The following is an 18325-nucleotide window of genomic DNA, read 5'->3' as shown; positions in this document are numbered from 1 at the left end:
GCCCGCGCGCTTGAAAATGTACTCCCAGGTGCCGTTTGCCCGCTGCCTCTTTCCTGCCACCGCTACCCCCTGCGCCTACTCGCTAAGAGCGGCCAATGTAGGGCGTAGCACGGTTGGTAGCAAGTCCTTTATGGTTGGTTGAGGCTCCCTTAGGCTCCCTATTCGGGTGGCAAAAAGACAATAAAAAAGGCACTTGGCTGAGCCTAAGTGCCTGATTTAACGTGCTTTTGGGTGGTGGGTGCTACAGGGGTCGAACCTGTGACCTACGCCTTGTAAGGGCGCCGCTCTACCAACTGAGCTAAGCACCCGATCCTGACACTTTCAGTGCTGCTTGAACATGATGACTCGTTCAAGGCAGTGACCAATTCGCAGCCAACTCGGGGTACTCAAAAGCAATACGCGGGCCGGAGTATACCGGACCGCGTCATTGTAGGCAAATCGCGTGGGGCCGGTGCCCGGCGACTGCCTTGCCGTCAATTAGTTGACGGCGTCCTTCAGGGCTTTGCCCGGACGGAACTTCGGCACCTTGGCCTTCTTGATCTTGATGGTTTCGCCCGTACGCGGGTTACGGCCGGTGCGAGCAGCGCGAGCCGACACGGCAAACGTGCCAAAGCCAACCAACGTTACCGTGCCGCCTTTCTTCAGCGTGGTCTTGACGGCACCGATCAGGGCGTCGAGCGAACGGCCGGCGGCAGCCTTGGAGATATCGGCCTTGCTGGCGATGTGATCGATGAGTTCAGTTTTGTTCATTCAGGTGTACCCCTCACAAGGTATGGAGTCTGGCGAGACCGTGTGGTTCATGGCTGTCATGAGGGGACGCCACCAACAAATCGCAAGGTCCGACAAACGACGAACAGACAGTGGATAGACTTTTTCTTGCGCTGCAAAAGCACAACTTTTAAACTGCTGCGCCGCTTAGGATTTGATGGCATAAATGCCTTCAAACCGTCAGCGACGCAGAGGTGTATTAGGCCTTGGCACAGAGCGGCTGTCAAGCAAAAACCTCACCACAACCCGCGCCAATACTAGCTTTTAGCCGGTTTCGCAATAAACACAAACGCGAATTTCGGGGTTTGCGCGACACCACTGAAAACACTTCAAGCCTGAATCAAACATCCGCCCAGCGGCGCAGCAAATTGTGATAAATGCCGGTCAGCTGCACGATCGATGCATGCCCCGCCACGTCTTGATTCAGCCGCTGTATGGCCACGTCCATCTCCAGCAGCAATGCGCGTTGGCTATCCTCGCGCACCAGGCTTTGCATCCAGAAAAACGAGCTGACACGCGCACCGCGCGTCACGGGGTTCACCTTGTGCAGGCTGGTGCCCGGGTACAGAACCATGTGCCCCGCGGGCAGTTTCACCGCGCGCGGACCGTACGTGTCATCGATGACGAGTTCGCCGCCGTCATAGGAATCAGGTTCCGAGAAGAACAAGGTGGCGGACAAGTCGGTGCGCACGCGCTCGGCCGTACCCGTGATGCCCCGCACCGCGTTATCCACGTGGTAGCCAAAGGCTTCGCCACTCTCATAACGATTAAAGAGGGGCGGGAAGATCTTGCGCGGCAAGGCGGCTGACATGAACAGGTTGTTCGTGGCAAGCCGCTGCAGGATCAGGTTGCCCAGCTCCTGCGCCAGCGGATGCTGTTCGGGCAACTGGCGGTTGCGCTTGACCTCGGCGGACTGGTAGCCCGCCGTGACCTTGCCGTCCACCCATTCGGAGGCATCCAGCCGCTGGCGGATATCAGCCGCCTCGTCGGGCGTGAAAACGTCTGCAATCTGTATAAGCATGAGCCGGGTCCTTGAAGCGCGCCAGTCGCAAAGCCGCCCGGCACGCCGTTGCCGAATTATCCCTTCAGGCAGCCATTGAGCGCCTGATCGAAATCAAACAGCAGATCAGCCTCGTCTTCAATGCCGACCGACACGCGGATAAGGCTGTCCGCGATGCCCATTTGCTTGCGGCGTTCGGCGCCCATCTCGTAATAGATGGTGTGCGCGGCCGGCAGGGCCAGGCTGCGGGTGTCACCCAGGTGCGTCGCCATCAACACGATGCGCAGGCGGTTCAGGAAATCAAAGCAGTCCACCCCATCGGCCAACTCCACGCCCAGCAGGCCGCCGAAACGCAAGCCGAACAAGGCGGCGGCGCGCGCATGCTGCGCGTGGCCGGCCAGACCGGGGTAATGTACTTTCGCCACACCGGGGTGCTCGTTTAGAAAGCGCGCCAGCGCCAGCGCGTTGGCGCAGTGCTTGGCCATGCGCAGCGCCAGCGTCTCGGCGCCCACCGCGATGCGGTGCGCGGGTTCGGCCGCCAGCGTGCCGCCCATGTCGCGCAGGCCTTTCTTCTTGATCTGCGTCAGCCCCCAACTGGTGGACGCCCCCTTGCGGTAGGCATCGTAGATGTTGGAATAGTCGGCCCAGTCATACAGGCCGGTATCCGTCACCGCCCCACCCAGCGCGTTGCCATGGCCGCCGATGTACTTCGACAGCGAATTCATCACCAGCGACGCCCCCACCGTTGACGGGCGGAACATCCAGGGCGACGTCAAGGTGTTGTCCACGACATAGACCAGGTTCTTTTCGCGGCAGATCTCGCCAATCACGGCCAGGTCGGCCACTTGCGTGCCCGGGTTGGCGATGGTTTCCGTGAAGACCATGCGCGTGTTCGGTTGAATGGCCGCGCGCACTTGCGCCGCGTCCGTCGCGTCAACAAAAGTGATCTCGATGCCCAGTTCAAGCAGCGTGCCCAGCAGGCTATTGGTATTGCCGAACACGAACTGGCTGGACACCAGATGGTCGCCCCGACGCAGCAGGGTCGTGAAGATGGCCGACAGCGCCGCCATGCCCGTGGCGAAGCTGACGGTGCCTTTGCCGCCTTCCATGTGGTTGATCTTGGCTTCCAGCGCCGTGGTGGTGGGCGTGCCTTGGCGCGCGTACGTAAAGCCCGCCTTGCCCTGGAACACCGCGGCCAGCTCACGCGCGTCGTCGTAGGCGAATTCCGATGACGGATGCATCGGCTTGTGCACCGCTCCGTGCTCGACGGATTGCTGGCGGTCGGAATGGAGGATCGTGGTGGTAAAGCCGTTCTGGTGCATGATGGGCTGAATAAAGGAAGATCTGGAAAAAAAGCTCAGGCTAAAAAGTCGGGCGAACCGCTCAGGCTTTGCGCTGACGCACGGTTTCGTACAGGCAGACGGCGCTGGCCACGCTGACGTTCAGGCTTTCCACCGAACCCAGCATTGGAATGTTGACCAACTGGTCGCAGGTTTCGCGGGTCAGGCGTCGCATGCCCTCGCCTTCGGCCCCCATGACCCAGGCCATCGGCTGGCGCGCGTCGATCTGGTGCATGCTTTCGGTGGCCTGGTCATCAGTGCCCACCAGCCACACGCCGCGATCCTTCAGGCTGCGCATGGTGCGCGCCAGATTAGTCACCATCAGATAGGGGACGGTATCCGCCGCGCCGCATGCCACGCGCTGCACCGTAGCGTTCAAACCCACTGCGCGGTCACGCGGGGCGATCACGGCGTGCACGCCCGCCGCATCGGCCGTACGCAGGCAGGCACCCAGATTGTGCGGGTCCGTCACGCCGTCCAGAATCAGCAGCAGCGGCGGCCCTTCGATCACATCAAGCACTTCGTCCACGTCCACGGCAAGTTGGCGCTCGTCGGCCAGGGCAACCACGCCTTGGTGACGCGTGCCGCGCGACAGCCCGTCCAGGCGCTCCATCGGAACCGGATGCACGCGGCAACCCGCCTTCTCGGCCTGTTCGATGAACGTCTGCATGCGCTTGTCGCGGCGCGAGGCCTCGACATAGATTTCCTTGATCGACTCGGGCGCGTGGCGCAGCCGCGCGACCACCGCGTGAAACCCGGCTAGAACTTGGGTCGACGCCATAAATGCAATACCTTTAGATAAACGAATACCCGCCCCAAAGGGGGCGGGCCACCGGACCAAGCCGGCCATCAACGCAATGTTACCCCTTATGGCCGTACCGCCCTACGGCGGGACGGCCATGAAGGCACCATCAACCTGGAGGTCAATGGCGCTTGTGCGTCGCCTTTTTTGCCGGGGCGGCGCGCTTGGCCGCCCTGGGCGGTTTGCCCGCTTTCTTGGCGTCCGCGCGGCGTTCCTTGGCGGTCTGGCCTTTCAGCGCGGCCGGCTTCGGCGCCGCCGCTTTCTTCACGCGGCGCACGGGTTCGTCGGCCCCACGGGCGGATGCCTTGCGCAAGGCGTCGAAACTCGTGCCCTGCACCAGACGGAACTCGATACGGCGCGCCTCCAGGTCAACACGCGCCACCTGCACCTGCACCTTGTCGGTCAGGCGGTAGCGCATGCCCGTGCGCTCGCCGCGCAGTTCGTGCAGCCCGTCGTTGAATTGGAAGTACTCGCCACCCAGTTCGGACACGTGCACCAGCCCTTCAACGTGCAACGTATCCAGCGTCACGAAGATGCCAAAGCTGGCCACGCCGGTCACGGTGCCGCTGAAGTCCTCGCCCACACGCTCTTTAACGAACCAGCACTTGAGCCAGGCCTCGACGTCGCGAGACGCCTCATCAGCGCGGCGCTCAGTGGCCGACAGCACCAGACCCATCTTTTCCCAGATGGCCTGTTCGTGTTCTTTCTGCGTGCGCCCGATGACCACCGCGTGGTCGTCCAGGCTGGGCACATAGCGCTGCCCGGCCAACAACGCCTTGATGACACGGTGCGTCAGCAGGTCGGGGTAGCGGCGAATGGGCGACGTGAAGTGGCTGTAGCCCGGGTAGGCCAAGCCAAAGTGGCCCATGTTGTCGGGGCTGTAGACGGCCTGCTGCATGGAGCGCAGGCACATCGACTGCAGCAGTTGGTAATCAGGACGGCCGCGCACGGTATCGAGGAAGTCGCCGTAGTCCTTGGCCGTGGGCATCTCGCCCCCACCCAACGACAGACCCATCGTACGCAGGAATTCGCGCAGCGACTGCAGGCGTTCCGGCGTGGGGCCTTCGTGAATGCGGTACAGGCCAGGATGCTTGCTGCGCGTCATGAAATCGGCCGCGCAGGTGTTGGCGGCCAGCATGCATTCTTCGATCAGCTTGTGGGCATCGTTGCGCACCGACGGCACGATTTGTTCAATGCGGCCGAGTTCATTGCACACGATCTTGGTTTCGACGGTGTCGAAATCAATGGCACCCCGCTTCTTGCGGCCCTGCACCAACAGTTGGAACAGTTCGTACAGATGCTGAACATGCGGCAACACGTTGCGCATGGCGGCGGCGGCGGGGCCACCGGGCTGCTGCAACGCCGCCCAGATGTTCGTGTAGGTGGTGCGTGCATGCGAGTGCATGACCGCGTTGTAGAACTGATAGGCCGTGACCGTGCCGGCCTTGGCGCCCGTCGCGGGGATCACCATGTCGCACACCAGCACCAGGCGATCTACGTCGGGGTTCAGCGAACACAGTCCGTTGGACAGGGATTCCGGCAACATCGGAATGACGCGCCGCGGGAAATACACGCTGGTGCCGCGCTCGATGGCGTCATCATCCAGCGCATCGCCGGGGCGCACGTAATGGCTGACATCGGCAATGGCCACCAGCAGGCGCCAGCCGGGACGCTTGCGTTGGCCCGTGCCCAGTTCGACGGGTTCGCAATACACCGCATCGTCGAAGTCGCGCGCGTCTTCGCCATCGATAGTGATCAGCGGCACGTCGCGCAAATCAACGCGGTCTTTCAGGTCGCTCTTGCGCACCACGTCAGGCAGGCGGGCAGCCTGCTTGCGGGCGGCTTCCGAGAACTCGACCGGCACGTCGAACTTGCGCACGGCAATTTCGATTTCCATGCCGGGGTCGTCGATTTCGCCCAGCACTTCGGCCACACGGCCCAGCGGCTGCGTGTGGCGAGTGGGCTGCTCCATGATTTCAACCGCGACCACCTGCCCATGCTGGGCCCCATTGGTATCGCTGGGAGGAATCAGGATGTCGTGCTTGATGCGCTGGTCTTCAGGCACAACGATGGACAAGCCATGCTCGTGCAGGAAACGGCCCACCAGCTTATTGGTGCGGCGCTCAATGACTTCAACGATGGTGCCTTCCGGCTTGCCACGATATTCGCCGGTAGGCTTGACCAGCACGCGGTCGCCATGCAGCACCTTGAGCATTTCGCGCGGGGACAGGAACAGGTCCGGCCCACCGTCATCGCGCAGCAGGAAACCGAAGCCATCGCGGTGACCCAGCACCTTGCCAGCAACGAAGTCCAACTTGGTGGCCAGCAACAACACGCCCTTGCGGTTGGGCATAAGCTGGCCGTCGCGCTCCATGGCGCCCAGGCGGCGTTCAAATCCGACCATCGTCGCCGCGCGCTCAACGCCCATGCGTTCGGCCAATTCCACCGGAGACAACGGCGAACCTGCGGTACGCAGCGCGGTCAGAATGGCTTCACGGGACGGGACGTCAGGGTCGAAGTCCGGCGGCGCTTCGGGCAAGGATGTTGATCTGTTGTTTTTCGATTCGTTATTCGATCGTTTTGCCAAAGCTGAAATTTCCGTATATAATGCGCAGCTTCTGTGGTTCGCCCAAGGCTGAACACTGAAGCAGAAATGGTCAGAAGGGTTGCTAATCAGGTGTCAAAACCAAGCTTGCAACCCTGGGTCGAAAGACCACATTGTAAAACCAAGTGCGCTCAGGACGCATGTTTTAGTTAAGTCAGTATGTTGAAAACAACGCAAGTTGAAATCCACATACAGCACTTAATAAAAACCATGCAACTAGGGCCGCAGCGTATCACATAGTTCTGACAAGTATCTCTCAGTGCCCAGGTGGCGGAATTGGTAGACGCGCACGGTTCAGGTCCGTGTGCCGCAAGGTGTGGAGGTTCGAGTCCTCTCCTGGGCACCACGGAATTTAAATCGAATCCGTTTTTCAGAAAACGGGTTGGATAGCAAGAAGCAGCAATACAGGCAGTACCAGCAGCAAACCTGCTAGAGCAAATAGCTCTTCCAGTGCCCAGGTGGCGGAATTGGTAGACGCGCACGGTTCAGGTCCGTGTGCCGAAAGGTGTGGAGGTTCGAGTCCTCTCCTGGGCACCACCCGCATATAAGTCAGAACAGCGTCCGCGCTGGGTTGATGGCAAGGCTGAAAGCCCCGAATATCGAAAGATGATCGGGGCTTTTGCTTTGTGCACCAATAAGCGCAAGCGGCTGACATTCGATATACCGGGCGCATTATGCGATGCACCCGGCTTGCGCCGAGCCGATTTGATTATCCGCCCTTCTCGCCTCGCTAATGATGAAGGCATCAACGCCATGGCACCTTGCGCTGCAAATGATGGCGCGCATAAAGATCCGCACCCATGCCTTCGATCTGCCCATCTATCAACGCCTCGAAGGGCCGCAACAAGGCGTCGACATTCATGGGGTATTCGATTGCGTTCAAGGCGTGCGTCACCGCTTCTATAGTGGATAGTGCGCCCGGAATGTCGGCATGACGGACGCGATAGCGCGTCGTCAACCCCGCCGGCAACATTACACGCGGCAACGCCGCCAGCTCCGGGTTGATGTGCAGCAGCTTGCGCGCGTGCCCCCAGGTGCCATCCGGCACAATCAATTGAATCGGCTGATCCAGATCCCGACCATAACCGGGCGTCAAGACTTCGGCGGCGGGTCCGGGAAACAGCAGACGGGACGTGTAGCCCGGCTTTTCCCACACATCGGGCGTGAAGGTTTCGCCCACGACGCGACGCGCGCCAGCCAATCCCAACACCGCCAACCTGGCCGTGTTCAACGCATGGCGTGCTTCACTGGGGTGCTGCAGCACCAGCAGATGGGTGCGGCACGACAAGGCCGGAATAAGCGGGCACAGACAGTGGGATTCGGGACGCAGACAACGCGTGCATAGGGCTCGGGACATGGGGCGACACTATAAACTCTTGCCTATAAACTCTTGCTTGCGCACGCCAAAAAAAATGTGCATAATCTCACTTCTCTGCTGCTGAACGGGAAACGACGCGAAAGCGACGAAGCATGTGAAGCAAAGGGAAGAGCAACATAGCCCAGGTGGCGGAATTGGTAGACGCGCACGGTTCAGGTCCGTGTGCCGCAAGGTGTGGAGGTTCGAGTCCTCTCCTGGGCACCAATTATTACATCACGAGGTACCTGTCGTGATGCGCCAAGAAGAACCCCGTTCGTGAAAACGACCGGGGTTTTTTCTTTTGCACGGCGCGGCGCTGTATCGGCCGGCTGTTGTATCGCCCTACTTGTGTTGCCCTACTTGTATCGCCCTACTTCAGTTCGCGCGTCATCACGACGTGCGGGATGCCGGCTTCGATGAATTCCTCGCCCTCGACGGTGAAGCCGTGCGCCTCGTAGAATCCGGCGGCATGCTTTTGCGCGTGCAGCACCAGCATGCGATGCCCGTCGCCATGGCCCTGCTCGATCAGGGCGGTAAGCAACTGAGCGCCCACCCCCATGCCACGCGCTCGCTTGTGAACAGCCATGCGGCCGATATGCCCATCAGGCAAGAGACGGCCCGTGCCCATCGGTGTGCCGTCGGCGCCATAGGCCACCGCATGCACCGACACAGCGTCGTCGTCATCCAGCTCGACATCGGGCGGCACCTTCTGTTCAAGCACGAACACCTCGTAGCGGACCGAATAGGCGTCTTCGCGCAGGCGGTCCCAGGTACCCAGGGCAATACGCACCGCTGATTGCTTGTTGGTCGACATCTCCATTTCCTCGCGTGCGGCAGATCAACAATAAATATCCTACGCCGCATTCTCGCAGGGATGACAACGAGACGAAAAGGGGTACGATCGCGGCTTGCCCACGTTGCCCGCACCCAACATGACGCCCGCCGCACCCCCGACCTGGTTGAAAGCCGCCCCCGCGCTTTTCCTGTTGTTGTGGTCCAGCGGCTTCGTGGTGCTGAAGATCGGCCTGGCTTATGCCGACCCGCTGACTTTCCTGGCCGTGCGTTACGCCTGCGTCGTGCTCATCCTGGCGCCATTCATGCTGATCATGCGCCCGCCCCTGCCCCGCGGTGCGCGCGCATGGGGCCATCTGGCCATGGTGGGCGTGTTGTTGCAGGCCGGTTATTTCTGCTGCACCTACCTGTCGCTGAAACTGGGCATGTCCGCCGCCGGACTTGCGCTGATTGCATCGCTGCAACCCATTCTGATCGGCCTGCTGGCGCCCATGATCGCGCACGAACGGGTCGACGCCTGGCGCTGGGCGGGGCTGGGCCTGGGCGTTGCGGGCGCCGCGCTCGTCATCGTGGCCAAGGCGTCCATCGATGTGCTGGCGCCGCTAGGGCTGCTGTTTGCCGTGGGCGCGCTGCTTTGCATCACCAGCGGCACGCTCTACGAAAAGCGCTACGGCGTGGCCACCCATCCCATCACGTCCAATCTGGTGCAGTACGCCGTCGGGCTGGCCGTGACGGCGCCGTTGGCATTCGCCCTGGAACCCATGCACATTGAATGGACCGGCCCGTTGCTGGCCTCGCTGGCGTACCTTGTCGTGGGCAATTCGCTTGTCGCCATCACCTTGCTGCTGACCATGATCCGGCACGGCGAAGCCTCGCGCGTGTCCGCCCTCTTCTTCCTGGTGCCGCCCTGCGCCGCCATTTTTGCGCTGTTGGCCCTGGGCGAACCCATCCCGGCGCTGGCGTGGCCAGGCATGGCCTTGGCCGCAGGAGGCATTCTGTTGGTCACCCGCAGCGCGCGCCAGAATCCACATCCGCCCAAAGTAGAATGAGCGCCTTCCCGCGCCCACGCCCCTATCCATGAACGCCGTCATTACTGCCGCCCTGCCGGTCTTTGCGCTGATCCTGACCGGCTGGCTGGCCGCACGGGGCAAGGTGCTGGGTCCCGGCGCCACAGACGCCTTGAACCGCTATGTGGTCTACCTGTCATTGCCGGCGCTGCTGTTCCGCGCCATGACGCAGGTGGATCTGGCGCATATGGCGCACTGGGGGTTCGTGGGTGCCTTCGCGGGCGGCATCGCCGTCACCTTCCTGGTGTCTTTCCTGCCCGGCCGTGGCGCCCGGCGCCCGCTGACCGATCGCAGCATCGAAGGCCTTGCGGCGTCTTATGCCAATGCGGGCTACATGGGCATCCCCTTGTGCGTGGCGCTGTTTGGCGCGGAAAGCCTGGCACCCGCTGCATTCACCACGCTGCTGACTGCCAGTGTTTTATTCGGCTTTGCCATCGCCCTGATCGAGTTCGACCGGCAACAAGCCCCCAACGTCGGCGTCACGCTGCTGAAGGTGGGCCGCGCGTTGATGCGCAACCCCTTGCTGGCCGCGCCGGTGCTCGGCCTGGCCTGGGCGGCCACCGGCCTGACGCTGCCCGAGGGCATCGACCGCTACGTTGCGCTGCTGGGCGCGTCAGCCAGCCCATGCGCGCTGGTCACCATCGGCCTGTTCCTGGCGCAGACTGAAACCGCCACGGCAGGCCCCGGCGTGCTGCGCCTGGTACTCGGCAAACTGCTGCTGCAGCCTATCGTCACCGCCGTGCTGGCGTTCTATGTATTTTCGATGCCGCCGCTGTGGGCCTGGACCGCCGTGCTGATGAGCGCGCTTCCCATCGGCACGGGGCCCTTCATGCTGGCGAAGATGTATGGGCGCGACGCCCGCGTGACCTCGCGCGCCATTCTCGTTTCCACCGTCGCGTCCGTGCTCACCGTCAGCTTGCTGGTGGCCTGGATCAGCGCCCACCCCATTTCCTGATTGCCTGTCATGCTGCTTGCCGCCGCCATCTTCATCCTGACCATCACGCTAGTCATCTGGCAGCCGCGGGGCCTGTCCATCGGCTGGAGCGCGGTCATCGGCGCCGGCCTGGCGTTGGCCACCGGCGTGGTTCATGTGGCCGACATCGCGGACGTCTGGCGCATCGTCTGGAACGCCACCGCCACCTTTATCGCCATCATCGTCACCAGCCTGATCCTGGACGAAGCCGGCTTCTTCGAATGGTCCGCACTGCACGTGGCGCGCTGGGGCGGCGGACGCGGGCGGCTGCTGTTCGTGCTGATCGTGCTGCTGGGCGCCGCGGTGTCAGCCTTGTTCGCCAATGACGGCGCGGCCTTGATCCTGACACCCATCGTCATGGAAATGCTGCTGGCGCTGGGCTTCGGGCCGGGCGCGTCGCTGGCCTTCGTGATGGCGGCGGGCTTCATCGCCGATACCGGCAGCATTGCGCTGATCGTCTCGAACCTGGTGAACATCGTGTCGGCCGATTTCTTCGGCATCGGCTTTGGCGAATACGCTTCGGTGATGCTGCCGGTCAACCTGATGGCGGTGGGCTCCACGCTGGTAGTACTGCTGCTGTTCTTTCGCAAGAGCATTCCGCCACGTTATGACGTCAGCCAACTGCCCGATCCCGCCTCGGCCATTCGCGACCCGATCACCTTTCGGGCCGGCTGGATCGTGCTGGGCTTGCTGCTGACCGGATTCTTCGTGCTGGAACCGATGGGCATTCCGGTCAGCGCCATCGCGGCGGCCGGAGCGCTGGGCCTGCTGTTGATCGCGGGTCGCCAGCACATCGTGGGCACGCGCAAGATCATGCGCGAAGCGCCCTGGCACATCGTGATCTTCTCGCTGGGCATGTACCTGGTTGTCTACGGCCTGCGCAACGCCGGGCTGACCGCGCATTTGGCGCGGGTGCTGGACTGGTGCGCCGAGTATGGGCTGTGGGGCGCGGCCATGGGCACCGGACTGATCACGGCGTTCCTGTCATCCATCATGAACAACCTTCCCACCGTGCTGGTGGGCGCGCTGTCAATCGCCGACACCAGCGCCACCGGCCCGCTGAAAGACGCGATGATCTACGCCAACATCATCGGCAGCGACCTGGGTCCGAAGATCACGCCCATCGGCAGCCTGGCTACCCTGCTATGGCTGCACGTGCTGGCGCGCAAAGGGCTGCGCATCACTTGGGGCTATTACTTCAAGGTGGGTATCGTGCTGACGCTGCCGGTGCTGCTCTTGACCTTGGCGGCGCTGGTGTGGCGCTTGCAGTGAATCCGGCATGCCTCGTCGCACCGCCGCTAATAACTTTTAGCTATTAACCAAGCATTAATTGATGGTATGAGCAATTAAACTGCCGCCGTAAACTTTCATCCATCTCCACGGGCGCCGCTTCTTGCGCCCGTTTGCTTTGACGAATCCGATCCCACCGGGATACCCCATGAGCTCCAACGCCTCGACCCTGCCCCTGCCCTCGGCCCTGCCGCCCATCCATATCAACCGCAAGCCGCTGTGGATTGCCCTGCTGCTGTTGCTGGCCGGCGCGCTGTATCTGCTTCAAACCGTCAGTTGGCGACAAGGTGCGCTGTGGGTCATCGGCGCGCTGTTGGGCGTTACGCTGTACCACGCCTCTTTCGGCTTCACGCAGGCCTGGCGGGTGTTTGTATCCGACCGCCGCAGCGCGGGCCTGCGCGCGCAGATGCTCATGCTGGGTGTGGGTGTGCTGCTGTTTTTCCCCTTCCTGGCAGCGGGCACGCTGTTTGGCCAACCGGTCACGGGCTTTGTGTCTCCGCCCGGCGTGTCGGTGGTGTTGGGCGCGTTTCTCTTTGGCATCGGCATGCAGTTGGGCGGCGGCTGCGCGTCAGGCACCCTGTTCGCGGCGGGCGGGGGCAATACCCGGATGCTGGTCACGCTGCTGTTCTTCATCGTGGGTTCGGTCATCGGCACCGCCAACTTCGAATGGTGGTCTACCCTGCCCGCCTTGAAGCCCACCTCGCTGATCAAGACTTGGGGCCTGGCGCCCGCGTTGATCGCCAACCTGACCGTGTTCGCGCTGATTGCCTGGGGCGCAACGGTCCTGGAAAAGCGCCGCCACGGGCACGTGATTTCCTTCGCCTCTCGCACGTCGCGCCCCGTGTCCTTGCTGCAAGGCCCGTGGCCGCTGATCTGGGGTGGCGTGGCGCTGGTGGTGCTGAACTTTGCCACGCTGGCCTTGGCCGGCCGTCCCTGGGGCATCACGTCTGCCTTCGCCCTGTGGGGCGCCAAGGTCTTGAACGCCGCCGGCGGGGACGTGGCAAGCTGGGCCTACTGGGCCAAGCAGCCGTCGCTGGGCGCGCCCCTTCGCCAAGACGTCACCACCGTCATGGACATCGGCTTGATGCTGGGCGCCTTGGCCGCGGCCAGCGCCGCGGGCAAATTCGCCCCCGTCTGGAAAGTGCCCGCGCGTTCGCTGGCGGGTGCGGTCATTGGCGGCCTGTTGCTGGGCTATGGCGCGCGCCTGGCGTTCGGCTGCAATATCGGCGCCTATTTCAGCGGCATCCTATCGGGCAGCCTGCATGCCTGGCTGTGGCTGCCGGCCGCCTTCGCGGGCAGCGCGCTGGGCGTGCGGCTACGCCCCGCTTTCGGCCTGACGGTGGAAAAAACCTCGCAGGCCTCCAGCTGCTAAGGCCGCGCTGTTGAAAAACAGTGTTCCACGCACGGCCCCCTGTTTTCAGGGGGCTTTCTTTTTTGAGCACGGCCGCCTGGTGTATGGTTGCTGCATTTCCGCATCACGGAGAGGAACATGAGTTGGATACTTGGCCGTTACACGGCCTTTTTGTTGACCCTGGCCGGCGCCGCCGTCACCGCCGCCCTGGCTTTCACAAGTTCGCTCTGGTGGCTGTGGGCCGCCGTTCCCCTGGCGATGCTGGGCGCGCTTGGCGTGTACGACCTGATCCAGACCCGTCACGCCATCCGTCGCAACTACCCCGTCATAGGCAACCTGCGCTTTCTGTTCGAGTTCATTCGGCCCGAGATCCGCCAGTATTTCCTGGAAGACGATACGCATGCGGCGCCGTTCTCGCGCGCGCAACGCTCCATCGTCTACCAGCGCGCCAAGCGCGAAGTCGACAAGCGTCCGTTCGGCACGCAGGAAGACGTCTATGGCGACCGCTATGAGTGGATCAACCATTCCATGTCGCCCTCGCACATCAACGACACGGATTTTCGCGTCACCGTGGGCGGCGCCGATTGCACGCAGCCCTATTCCATGTCGGCGTTCAACGTGTCGGCCATGAGCTTCGGCGCACTGTCGGCCAACGCCGTCCTGGCTTTGAACGAAGGCGCGCGCCAGGGCAACTTCGCGCACGACACCGGCGAAGGCGGCATCAGCCGCTACCATCGCCAGCCTGGCGGCGGCCTGGTGTGGAATATCGGCTCGGGCTATTTCGGATGCCGCGACGAACACGGCGCGTTTTCGGAAGAAGCCTTCGTCAAGAACGCCTGTACGCCACAGGTGAAGATGATTGAAATCAAGCTGTCCCAAGGCGCCAAGCCCGGTCATGGCGGCATCTTGCCTGCAAGCAAGGTCACGCTTGAAATCGCGGAGGCACGCGGCGTCGCCCCCTGGCAGGACTGCAATTCCCCGGCCAGCCATTCGGCCTTCGATACGCCCATCGGACTGCTGAAATTCGTGGCGCGCCTGCGGGAATTGTCGGGCGGCAAGCCGGTGGGTTTCAAGTTCTGCGTGGGTCACCCGTGGGAATGGTTCGCCATCGTCAAGGCCATGCTTGAAACCGGCATCACGCCGGACTTCATTGTGGTCGATGGCGCGGAAGGCGGCACGGGTGCCGCGCCCGTCGAATTCGTGGATCACGTTGGCACGCCCTTGCGCGAGGCATTGCGTCTGGTGCACAACACGCTGATCGGTGTGAACCTGCGCGACCGCATCAAGCTGGGCGCATCGGGCAAGATCATCACCGCGTTCGACATGGCGCGCGTGATGGCCATGGGCGCCGACTGGTGCAATGCCGCGCGCGGCTTCATGTTTGCCATCGGCTGCATCCAGGCCCAAGCCTGCCACACGGGCAAATGCCCGACCGGCGTCACCACGCAAGACCCCTTGCGGCAACGCGCGCTGGTGGTGCCGGACAAGGCGCAACGCGTGGCGGACTTTCACCGCAACACCTTGCACGCCCTGGCTGAGCTTCTGGCCGCCGCGGGCTTGACCCACCCCAGCCAGTTGCGTCCGCATCACATCGCGCGCCGCATCTCGCCCAGCGAAATCCGTCTGCTGTCCGCGCTCTTTCCCGAGCTGGCGCCCGGCGAACTGCTGCGCGGCGAGTTCCGCCACCAGGTGTTCCGCGTGGGTTGGGCGATGGCGCAAGCGGCGTCGTTCCAACCCACCCAGGACATCACCACGGCGATGGCCGAGCACCGCGCATAGCGTTGCGGCCCTTTTCGCGGATGGGCGATGCGCGGGTTACAGCCAGCGCTCGAACATCCGCGAAAAGGTTTCCATGAAGCGGTCATCGACGCCGCGCTGGCGCCACGCCTCCGGCGTAATGGGCACCGAGTCGGCAACATCGCGCTGGAACAGGGCTTCCATTTCAGTGGCGAATTCCGGCCCCAGCACTACCGCGTTGACTTCGTAGTTCAGGGCAAAGCTACGCCAGTCCATATTGCTGGACCCCACCGTGGACCAGACCCCGTCAACAACCGCTGTCTTGGCGTGCAGCAAGGCGTCGCGCCGTTCATAGAGCTTCACACCGGCATCGAGCAAATCGGCATAGTGTGAGCGCCCCGCATGGAACACCAGCGACGAATCGCTGAATCCCGGCAGCACCAGCACCACGTCCACGCCTCGCAGCGCGGCCGCCGACAGCACGTCGATGAACGCCGGGTCGGGCACGAAGTACGCCATGGTGATGTGGATGGACTTCTGCGCGCTTTCAAACGCGGACATCAATGTCAGGTAGACGGTGTAGCCGTCGCTGCGATCGGGCTGATTGGCCAGGATGCGCACGGTGGTCGAACCCACGGGCGGTGCAACATACGTGCCGCCCCCCTTGATCGGTTCGTCTGACTGAGACGCCCACCCTGCCTGTATCACCTGCTCCAGTTGCGCCACCGCCGGCCCTTCAATGCGCAGATGCGTATCGCGCCACGGCGCGGCCTTGGCATCGCCCTCGGCCTTTGCGTCGTTTTGACCGGTTTGCTTTGCGCCCGAACCGCCGCCCAAGCCTAGGCCGGAACCCGAGGCGGAGCCTGGCGACGATTCGTAAACACTGCTGACATTGATGCCGCCCAGATAGCCCACCTTGCCGTCCACCACCAGCACCTTGCGGTGATTGCGCTGGTTCGGCGACCACCCGGCGCGCGCGACGACTGGATTGACAGGGTTGAACACCGCAACTTGCACCCCTGCGTCGCGCAGGCGCTGGAACAGAGCGTCGGGGGTCTTGATGGTGCCGACGGCATCCACCATCAGCGACACTTCGGCACCCCGGTTGCGCGCGGCGATCAAGGCCTCGGCAAAGCGCGCACCTTCAGCATCATCATCGAAGATGTACGTTTCCATGTGCACGTAGCGGCGGGCCTGCCCGATGGACTGCAGCATGGCCCGATACGTAGTGGGTCCATCCGCCAGCAGCCTGACTCGGTTGCCGGCCGACAATGGCGCACCGCTGACGGCTTGCTCCACCGCCAGGTGCCGCGCCAGGAAATCGTCTTCAGGGGTATCGGGATTCGTCGCGATGCCGTGCCCGCGGCGGTAACTTTCACGCGCGGCGTCAGCGGACTGGCCGGCCTGCGCCTTGCGCGCCTGGCGTTCCTGCGCATCCGGCACGCTTGCGCAACCCGCCGCCATCGTGGCGGCACAGATCAGCAGCAGCGCATACGCCCAACGCCACGCGCCGGGCAGCCATGAAGGCTTGCCCGGCGCGGATCCTCTCCGGCCCAGGGCCGGAAGCGGCTTCATGATGGGAAGCCCGGCTTAACGCCGGCCGCTTGCCACCAGGCACCCCAGCACAGCGCCCAGCAGCGCCGCCACGCCTACCGACTTCCAGGCATTTTCATGCACGTACTCGTCGGCATAGGCCTTGGCGCGATACGCACGTTCCCGCGCCGCGCCTTCCCAGTCGCCCGCATGATGACGAGCTTCGGCCAATTGCTGCTTCAAGCGCGCACGCGCGGTTTCAATTTCGGAGCCCGTGTAGGAAGCCGTTGAGCGCAAGAGATCTTCAGTTCCGGCGACCAGGTCGCGGAAGCTGTCGTTGACCCGATCGCGATGCAGAGCCATCTCGGCGCGTTGGTGCTTTCGATTCATAGTCGCTCCTTGAAAATAATGGGGCCTTGGGGCGCCGCCCGCCACATGCATCATGGCGCATGGCAACGTCAACCCGTTGACCAGAACTTCATTGTGCCGATCATTCCGCGCCGCTGCTCCAGCTTTCGCAACCAGCCGTAATTCGATATTTCAGCGGACCGAAACTTGCTGGTGCCTGCACAAGGACCGGGAGCCGGCTTTCCGGCCCCCGTTTTCCGATTTCGTAAAAGTCCATTGCATTGTGCGGCTTGGCGCTTGACACCGGAACCCCCCTGGCCGCCACAATACCCCCCTTGCAATGCGCTTCAACAGCCTCAGAAAAGGAATGAACGCATGGTTTCCCCTTCCGCAGTGCTTGCCCACGCCGCATCCGACTTCTTCGAGCGCGCTTCCCCGGCCCCCAGCCCTGAACAAGCCGAACTGCGCGACGGCCTGCTGGACGATCCCGCGCATATCGATCCCAAATACCTATACGACGCGCTGGGTTCATCGCTGTTCACGGCAATCACCCTGTTGCCCGAGTACTACCCCACGCGTTGCGAAGCGGAGATCTTTCTGCGCCACGGTCAGGACATCGCGCGCCATGTCGGGCCAGTCCAATCCATGATTGACCTGGGTGCTGGCGATTGCGTGAAAGCCGAGCGCTTGTTCGCTCGCCTGCGCCCCACGCACTACATACCTATCGACATTTCGGCCGACTACCTGCAGACCGCGGTAGAACGCCTGCGGCTGTCGTACCCGGAATTGAACGTCACGCCGGTCGGGCAGGATTTTTCGCAGGTGCTGGCACTGCCCGCCGGCGTGCCTGAAGCACAGCGGCTGTTCTTCTACCCCGGTTCCAGCATCGGCAACCTTAGCCCTGAAGACGCGCACGCCATGCTGCAACGCATACGCGCGCAATGCGAAGGCGGCGGCCTGTTGCTGGGGGTGGACCGGGTCAAGCCCAAGCAAGTCCTGGAACCCGCCTACGACGACGCCCTGCACCTTACCGCCGCCTTCAATCTGAATCTGCTGCGGCACGTCAACACCGTACTGGACGCCGATTTCGATGTTGCCGACTGGCGCCACGTGGCCCACTTCAACAGCGCACGATCGCGCGTGGAAATGCACCTGGAAGCCCTGCGCGCGGTGCGCGTGTGCTGGCCGGGCGGCGAGCGCGAATTCCGCGCCGGCGAACGCATTCATACCGAAAATTCCTACAAGTTCACGCCCCAGGCTTTTTCCGATCTGCTGCAAAGCGCGGGCTTTCACGACATTGCCCACTGGTCGGATTCACGCGGCTGGTTTTCGGTTTTCAGCGCCCGCGCATAACGTGGGCCT

At 63.0% G+C, this 18325-nt stretch carries 15 protein-coding genes and 4 tRNA genes; 9 read left to right on the top strand and 10 right to left on the bottom strand.

Annotation, left to right across the window (positions count from 1 at the left end; all coding sequences use genetic code 11):
• Window positions 1-232 precede the first annotated feature (232 nt).
• The 6 genes from P8T11_RS28495 to rnr form a co-directional block, all read right to left on the bottom strand.
• Window positions 233-308, bottom strand: a tRNA-Val gene (locus P8T11_RS28495).
• 169 nt (window positions 309-477) lie between these two features.
• Window positions 478-750, bottom strand: a complete 273-nt coding sequence (locus tag P8T11_RS28490) for an HU family DNA-binding protein (RefSeq protein WP_003812968.1) — start codon at window positions 748-750, stop codon at window positions 478-480.
• Between the two features lie 358 nt (window positions 751-1108).
• A complete protein-coding gene (locus tag P8T11_RS28485) occupies window positions 1109-1789 on the bottom strand; it encodes a Fe2+-dependent dioxygenase (protein WP_268078996.1) in 681 nt (226 codons plus the stop codon).
• A 56-nt stretch (window positions 1790-1845) separates the two neighbouring features.
• Window positions 1846-3090 carry a cystathionine gamma-synthase family protein gene (locus P8T11_RS28480; protein ID WP_268078997.1) on the bottom strand — a complete coding sequence of 415 codons (1245 nt, stop codon included), beginning with the start codon at window positions 3088-3090 and terminating at the stop codon, window positions 1846-1848.
• 61 nt (window positions 3091-3151) lie between these two features.
• Window positions 3152-3889, bottom strand: coding sequence for a 23S rRNA (guanosine(2251)-2'-O)-methyltransferase RlmB (rlmB, locus tag P8T11_RS28475; protein ID WP_100857043.1), 738 nt, complete (start codon window positions 3887-3889; stop codon window positions 3152-3154).
• 142 nt (window positions 3890-4031) lie between these two features.
• The gene (gene rnr / locus P8T11_RS28470; RefSeq protein WP_268078998.1) at window positions 4032-6497 is read right to left on the bottom strand and encodes a ribonuclease R; all 2466 of its coding nucleotides are present in this window, start codon (window positions 6495-6497) and stop codon (window positions 4032-4034) included.
• Between the two features lie 279 nt (window positions 6498-6776).
• Between rnr and P8T11_RS28465 the strand changes: the two genes are divergently transcribed.
• Together P8T11_RS28465 and P8T11_RS28460 are read left to right on the top strand one after the other, a co-directional pair.
• Window positions 6777-6861: transfer RNA gene (locus P8T11_RS28465), tRNA-Leu, on the top strand.
• A 106-nt stretch (window positions 6862-6967) separates the two neighbouring features.
• A tRNA-Leu gene (locus P8T11_RS28460) sits at window positions 6968-7052 on the top strand.
• A gap of 208 nt (window positions 7053-7260) precedes the next feature.
• On the opposite strand, the gene P8T11_RS28455 is transcribed toward P8T11_RS28460, so the two are convergent.
• Complete coding sequence (locus P8T11_RS28455; protein WP_268078999.1) at window positions 7261-7872, bottom strand: tRNA-uridine aminocarboxypropyltransferase; 612 nt, start codon at window positions 7870-7872, stop codon at window positions 7261-7263.
• Between the two features lie 140 nt (window positions 7873-8012).
• On the opposite strand from P8T11_RS28455, the gene P8T11_RS28450 reads away from it, so the two are divergent.
• Window positions 8013-8097 (top strand) — tRNA-Leu (locus P8T11_RS28450).
• A 145-nt stretch (window positions 8098-8242) separates the two neighbouring features.
• On the opposite strand, the gene P8T11_RS28445 is transcribed toward P8T11_RS28450, so the two are convergent.
• On the bottom strand, window positions 8243-8692 hold the full coding sequence (locus tag P8T11_RS28445; RefSeq protein WP_418910264.1) for a GNAT family N-acetyltransferase: 450 nt from the start codon (window positions 8690-8692) through the stop codon (window positions 8243-8245).
• A gap of 112 nt (window positions 8693-8804) precedes the next feature.
• Here P8T11_RS28445 and P8T11_RS28440 point away from each other — a divergent pair, with 112 nt between their 5' ends.
• The 5 genes from P8T11_RS28440 to P8T11_RS28420 all read left to right on the top strand — a co-directional run bounded on the left by P8T11_RS28440 (window position 8805) and on the right by P8T11_RS28420 (window position 15124).
• Window positions 8805-9713, top strand: a complete 909-nt coding sequence (locus tag P8T11_RS28440) for a DMT family transporter (protein ID WP_268082484.1) — start codon at window positions 8805-8807, stop codon at window positions 9711-9713.
• A gap of 28 nt (window positions 9714-9741) precedes the next feature.
• On the top strand, window positions 9742-10686 hold the full coding sequence (locus tag P8T11_RS28435) for an AEC family transporter (protein WP_268079001.1): 945 nt from the start codon (window positions 9742-9744) through the stop codon (window positions 10684-10686).
• A 9-nt stretch (window positions 10687-10695) separates the two neighbouring features.
• On the top strand, window positions 10696-11976 hold the full coding sequence (locus tag P8T11_RS28430) for an arsenic transporter (protein ID WP_268079002.1): 1281 nt from the start codon (window positions 10696-10698) through the stop codon (window positions 11974-11976).
• A 166-nt stretch (window positions 11977-12142) separates the two neighbouring features.
• Window positions 12143-13366, top strand: a complete 1224-nt coding sequence (locus tag P8T11_RS28425) for a YeeE/YedE family protein (protein ID WP_268079003.1) — start codon at window positions 12143-12145, stop codon at window positions 13364-13366.
• 117 nt (window positions 13367-13483) lie between these two features.
• Entirely contained in the window at window positions 13484-15124 is a 1641-nt protein-coding gene (locus P8T11_RS28420) for an FMN-binding glutamate synthase family protein (protein WP_268079004.1), read from the top strand.
• A gap of 36 nt (window positions 15125-15160) precedes the next feature.
• On the opposite strand, the gene P8T11_RS28415 is transcribed toward P8T11_RS28420, so the two are convergent.
• Both P8T11_RS28415 and P8T11_RS28410 read right to left on the bottom strand, forming a co-directional pair.
• Complete coding sequence (locus tag P8T11_RS28415; protein ID WP_268082485.1) at window positions 15161-16546, bottom strand: phospholipase D-like domain-containing protein; 1386 nt, start codon at window positions 16544-16546, stop codon at window positions 15161-15163.
• 126 nt (window positions 16547-16672) lie between these two features.
• Window positions 16673-17005, bottom strand: a complete 333-nt coding sequence (locus P8T11_RS28410) for a DUF883 family protein (protein WP_268079005.1) — start codon at window positions 17003-17005, stop codon at window positions 16673-16675.
• A gap of 333 nt (window positions 17006-17338) precedes the next feature.
• On the opposite strand from P8T11_RS28410, the gene egtD reads away from it, so the two are divergent.
• Window positions 17339-18316 carry an L-histidine N(alpha)-methyltransferase gene (egtD, locus tag P8T11_RS28405; RefSeq protein WP_268079006.1) on the top strand — a complete coding sequence of 326 codons (978 nt, stop codon included), beginning with the start codon at window positions 17339-17341 and terminating at the stop codon, window positions 18314-18316.
• The last annotated feature ends 9 nt before the right edge of the window (window positions 18317-18325 follow it).

The sequence above is a fragment of the Achromobacter spanius genome (assembly GCF_029637605.1).
In the GTDB taxonomy this organism is placed as follows: Bacteria; Pseudomonadota; Gammaproteobacteria; order Burkholderiales; family Burkholderiaceae_B; genus Achromobacter; species Achromobacter spanius_E.
This window is presented reverse-complemented; position numbering and strand designations above follow the sequence as displayed.

What these genes read in the sequence shown, in the direction of transcription:
- P8T11_RS28490 (WP_003812968.1), bottom strand. Translation starts at nt 750, where the DNA reads ATGAACAAAACTGAACTCATCGATCACATCGCCAGCAAGGCCGATATC.
- P8T11_RS28485 (WP_268078996.1), bottom strand. Translation starts at nt 1,789, where the DNA reads ATGCTTATACAGATTGCAGACGTTTTCACGCCCGACGAGGCGGCTGAT.
- P8T11_RS28480 (WP_268078997.1), bottom strand. Translation starts at nt 3,090, where the DNA reads ATGCACCAGAACGGCTTTACCACCACGATCCTCCATTCCGACCGCCAG.
- rlmB (WP_100857043.1), bottom strand. Translation starts at nt 3,889, where the DNA reads ATGGCGTCGACCCAAGTTCTAGCCGGGTTTCACGCGGTGGTCGCGCGG.
- P8T11_RS28455 (WP_268078999.1), bottom strand. Translation starts at nt 7,872, where the DNA reads ATGTCCCGAGCCCTATGCACGCGTTGTCTGCGTCCCGAATCCCACTGT.
- P8T11_RS28445 (WP_418910264.1), bottom strand. Translation starts at nt 8,692, where the DNA reads ATGGAGATGTCGACCAACAAGCAATCAGCGGTGCGTATTGCCCTGGGT.
- P8T11_RS28440 (WP_268082484.1), top strand. Translation starts at nt 8,805, where the DNA reads ATGACGCCCGCCGCACCCCCGACCTGGTTGAAAGCCGCCCCCGCGCTT.
- P8T11_RS28435 (WP_268079001.1), top strand. Translation starts at nt 9,742, where the DNA reads ATGAACGCCGTCATTACTGCCGCCCTGCCGGTCTTTGCGCTGATCCTG.
- P8T11_RS28430 (WP_268079002.1), top strand. Translation starts at nt 10,696, where the DNA reads ATGCTGCTTGCCGCCGCCATCTTCATCCTGACCATCACGCTAGTCATC.
- P8T11_RS28425 (WP_268079003.1), top strand. Translation starts at nt 12,143, where the DNA reads ATGAGCTCCAACGCCTCGACCCTGCCCCTGCCCTCGGCCCTGCCGCCC.
- P8T11_RS28420 (WP_268079004.1), top strand. Translation starts at nt 13,484, where the DNA reads ATGAGTTGGATACTTGGCCGTTACACGGCCTTTTTGTTGACCCTGGCC.
- P8T11_RS28415 (WP_268082485.1), bottom strand. Translation starts at nt 16,546, where the DNA reads ATGGCGGCGGGTTGCGCAAGCGTGCCGGATGCGCAGGAACGCCAGGCG.
- P8T11_RS28410 (WP_268079005.1), bottom strand. Translation starts at nt 17,005, where the DNA reads ATGAATCGAAAGCACCAACGCGCCGAGATGGCTCTGCATCGCGATCGG.
- egtD (WP_268079006.1), top strand. Translation starts at nt 17,339, where the DNA reads ATGGTTTCCCCTTCCGCAGTGCTTGCCCACGCCGCATCCGACTTCTTC.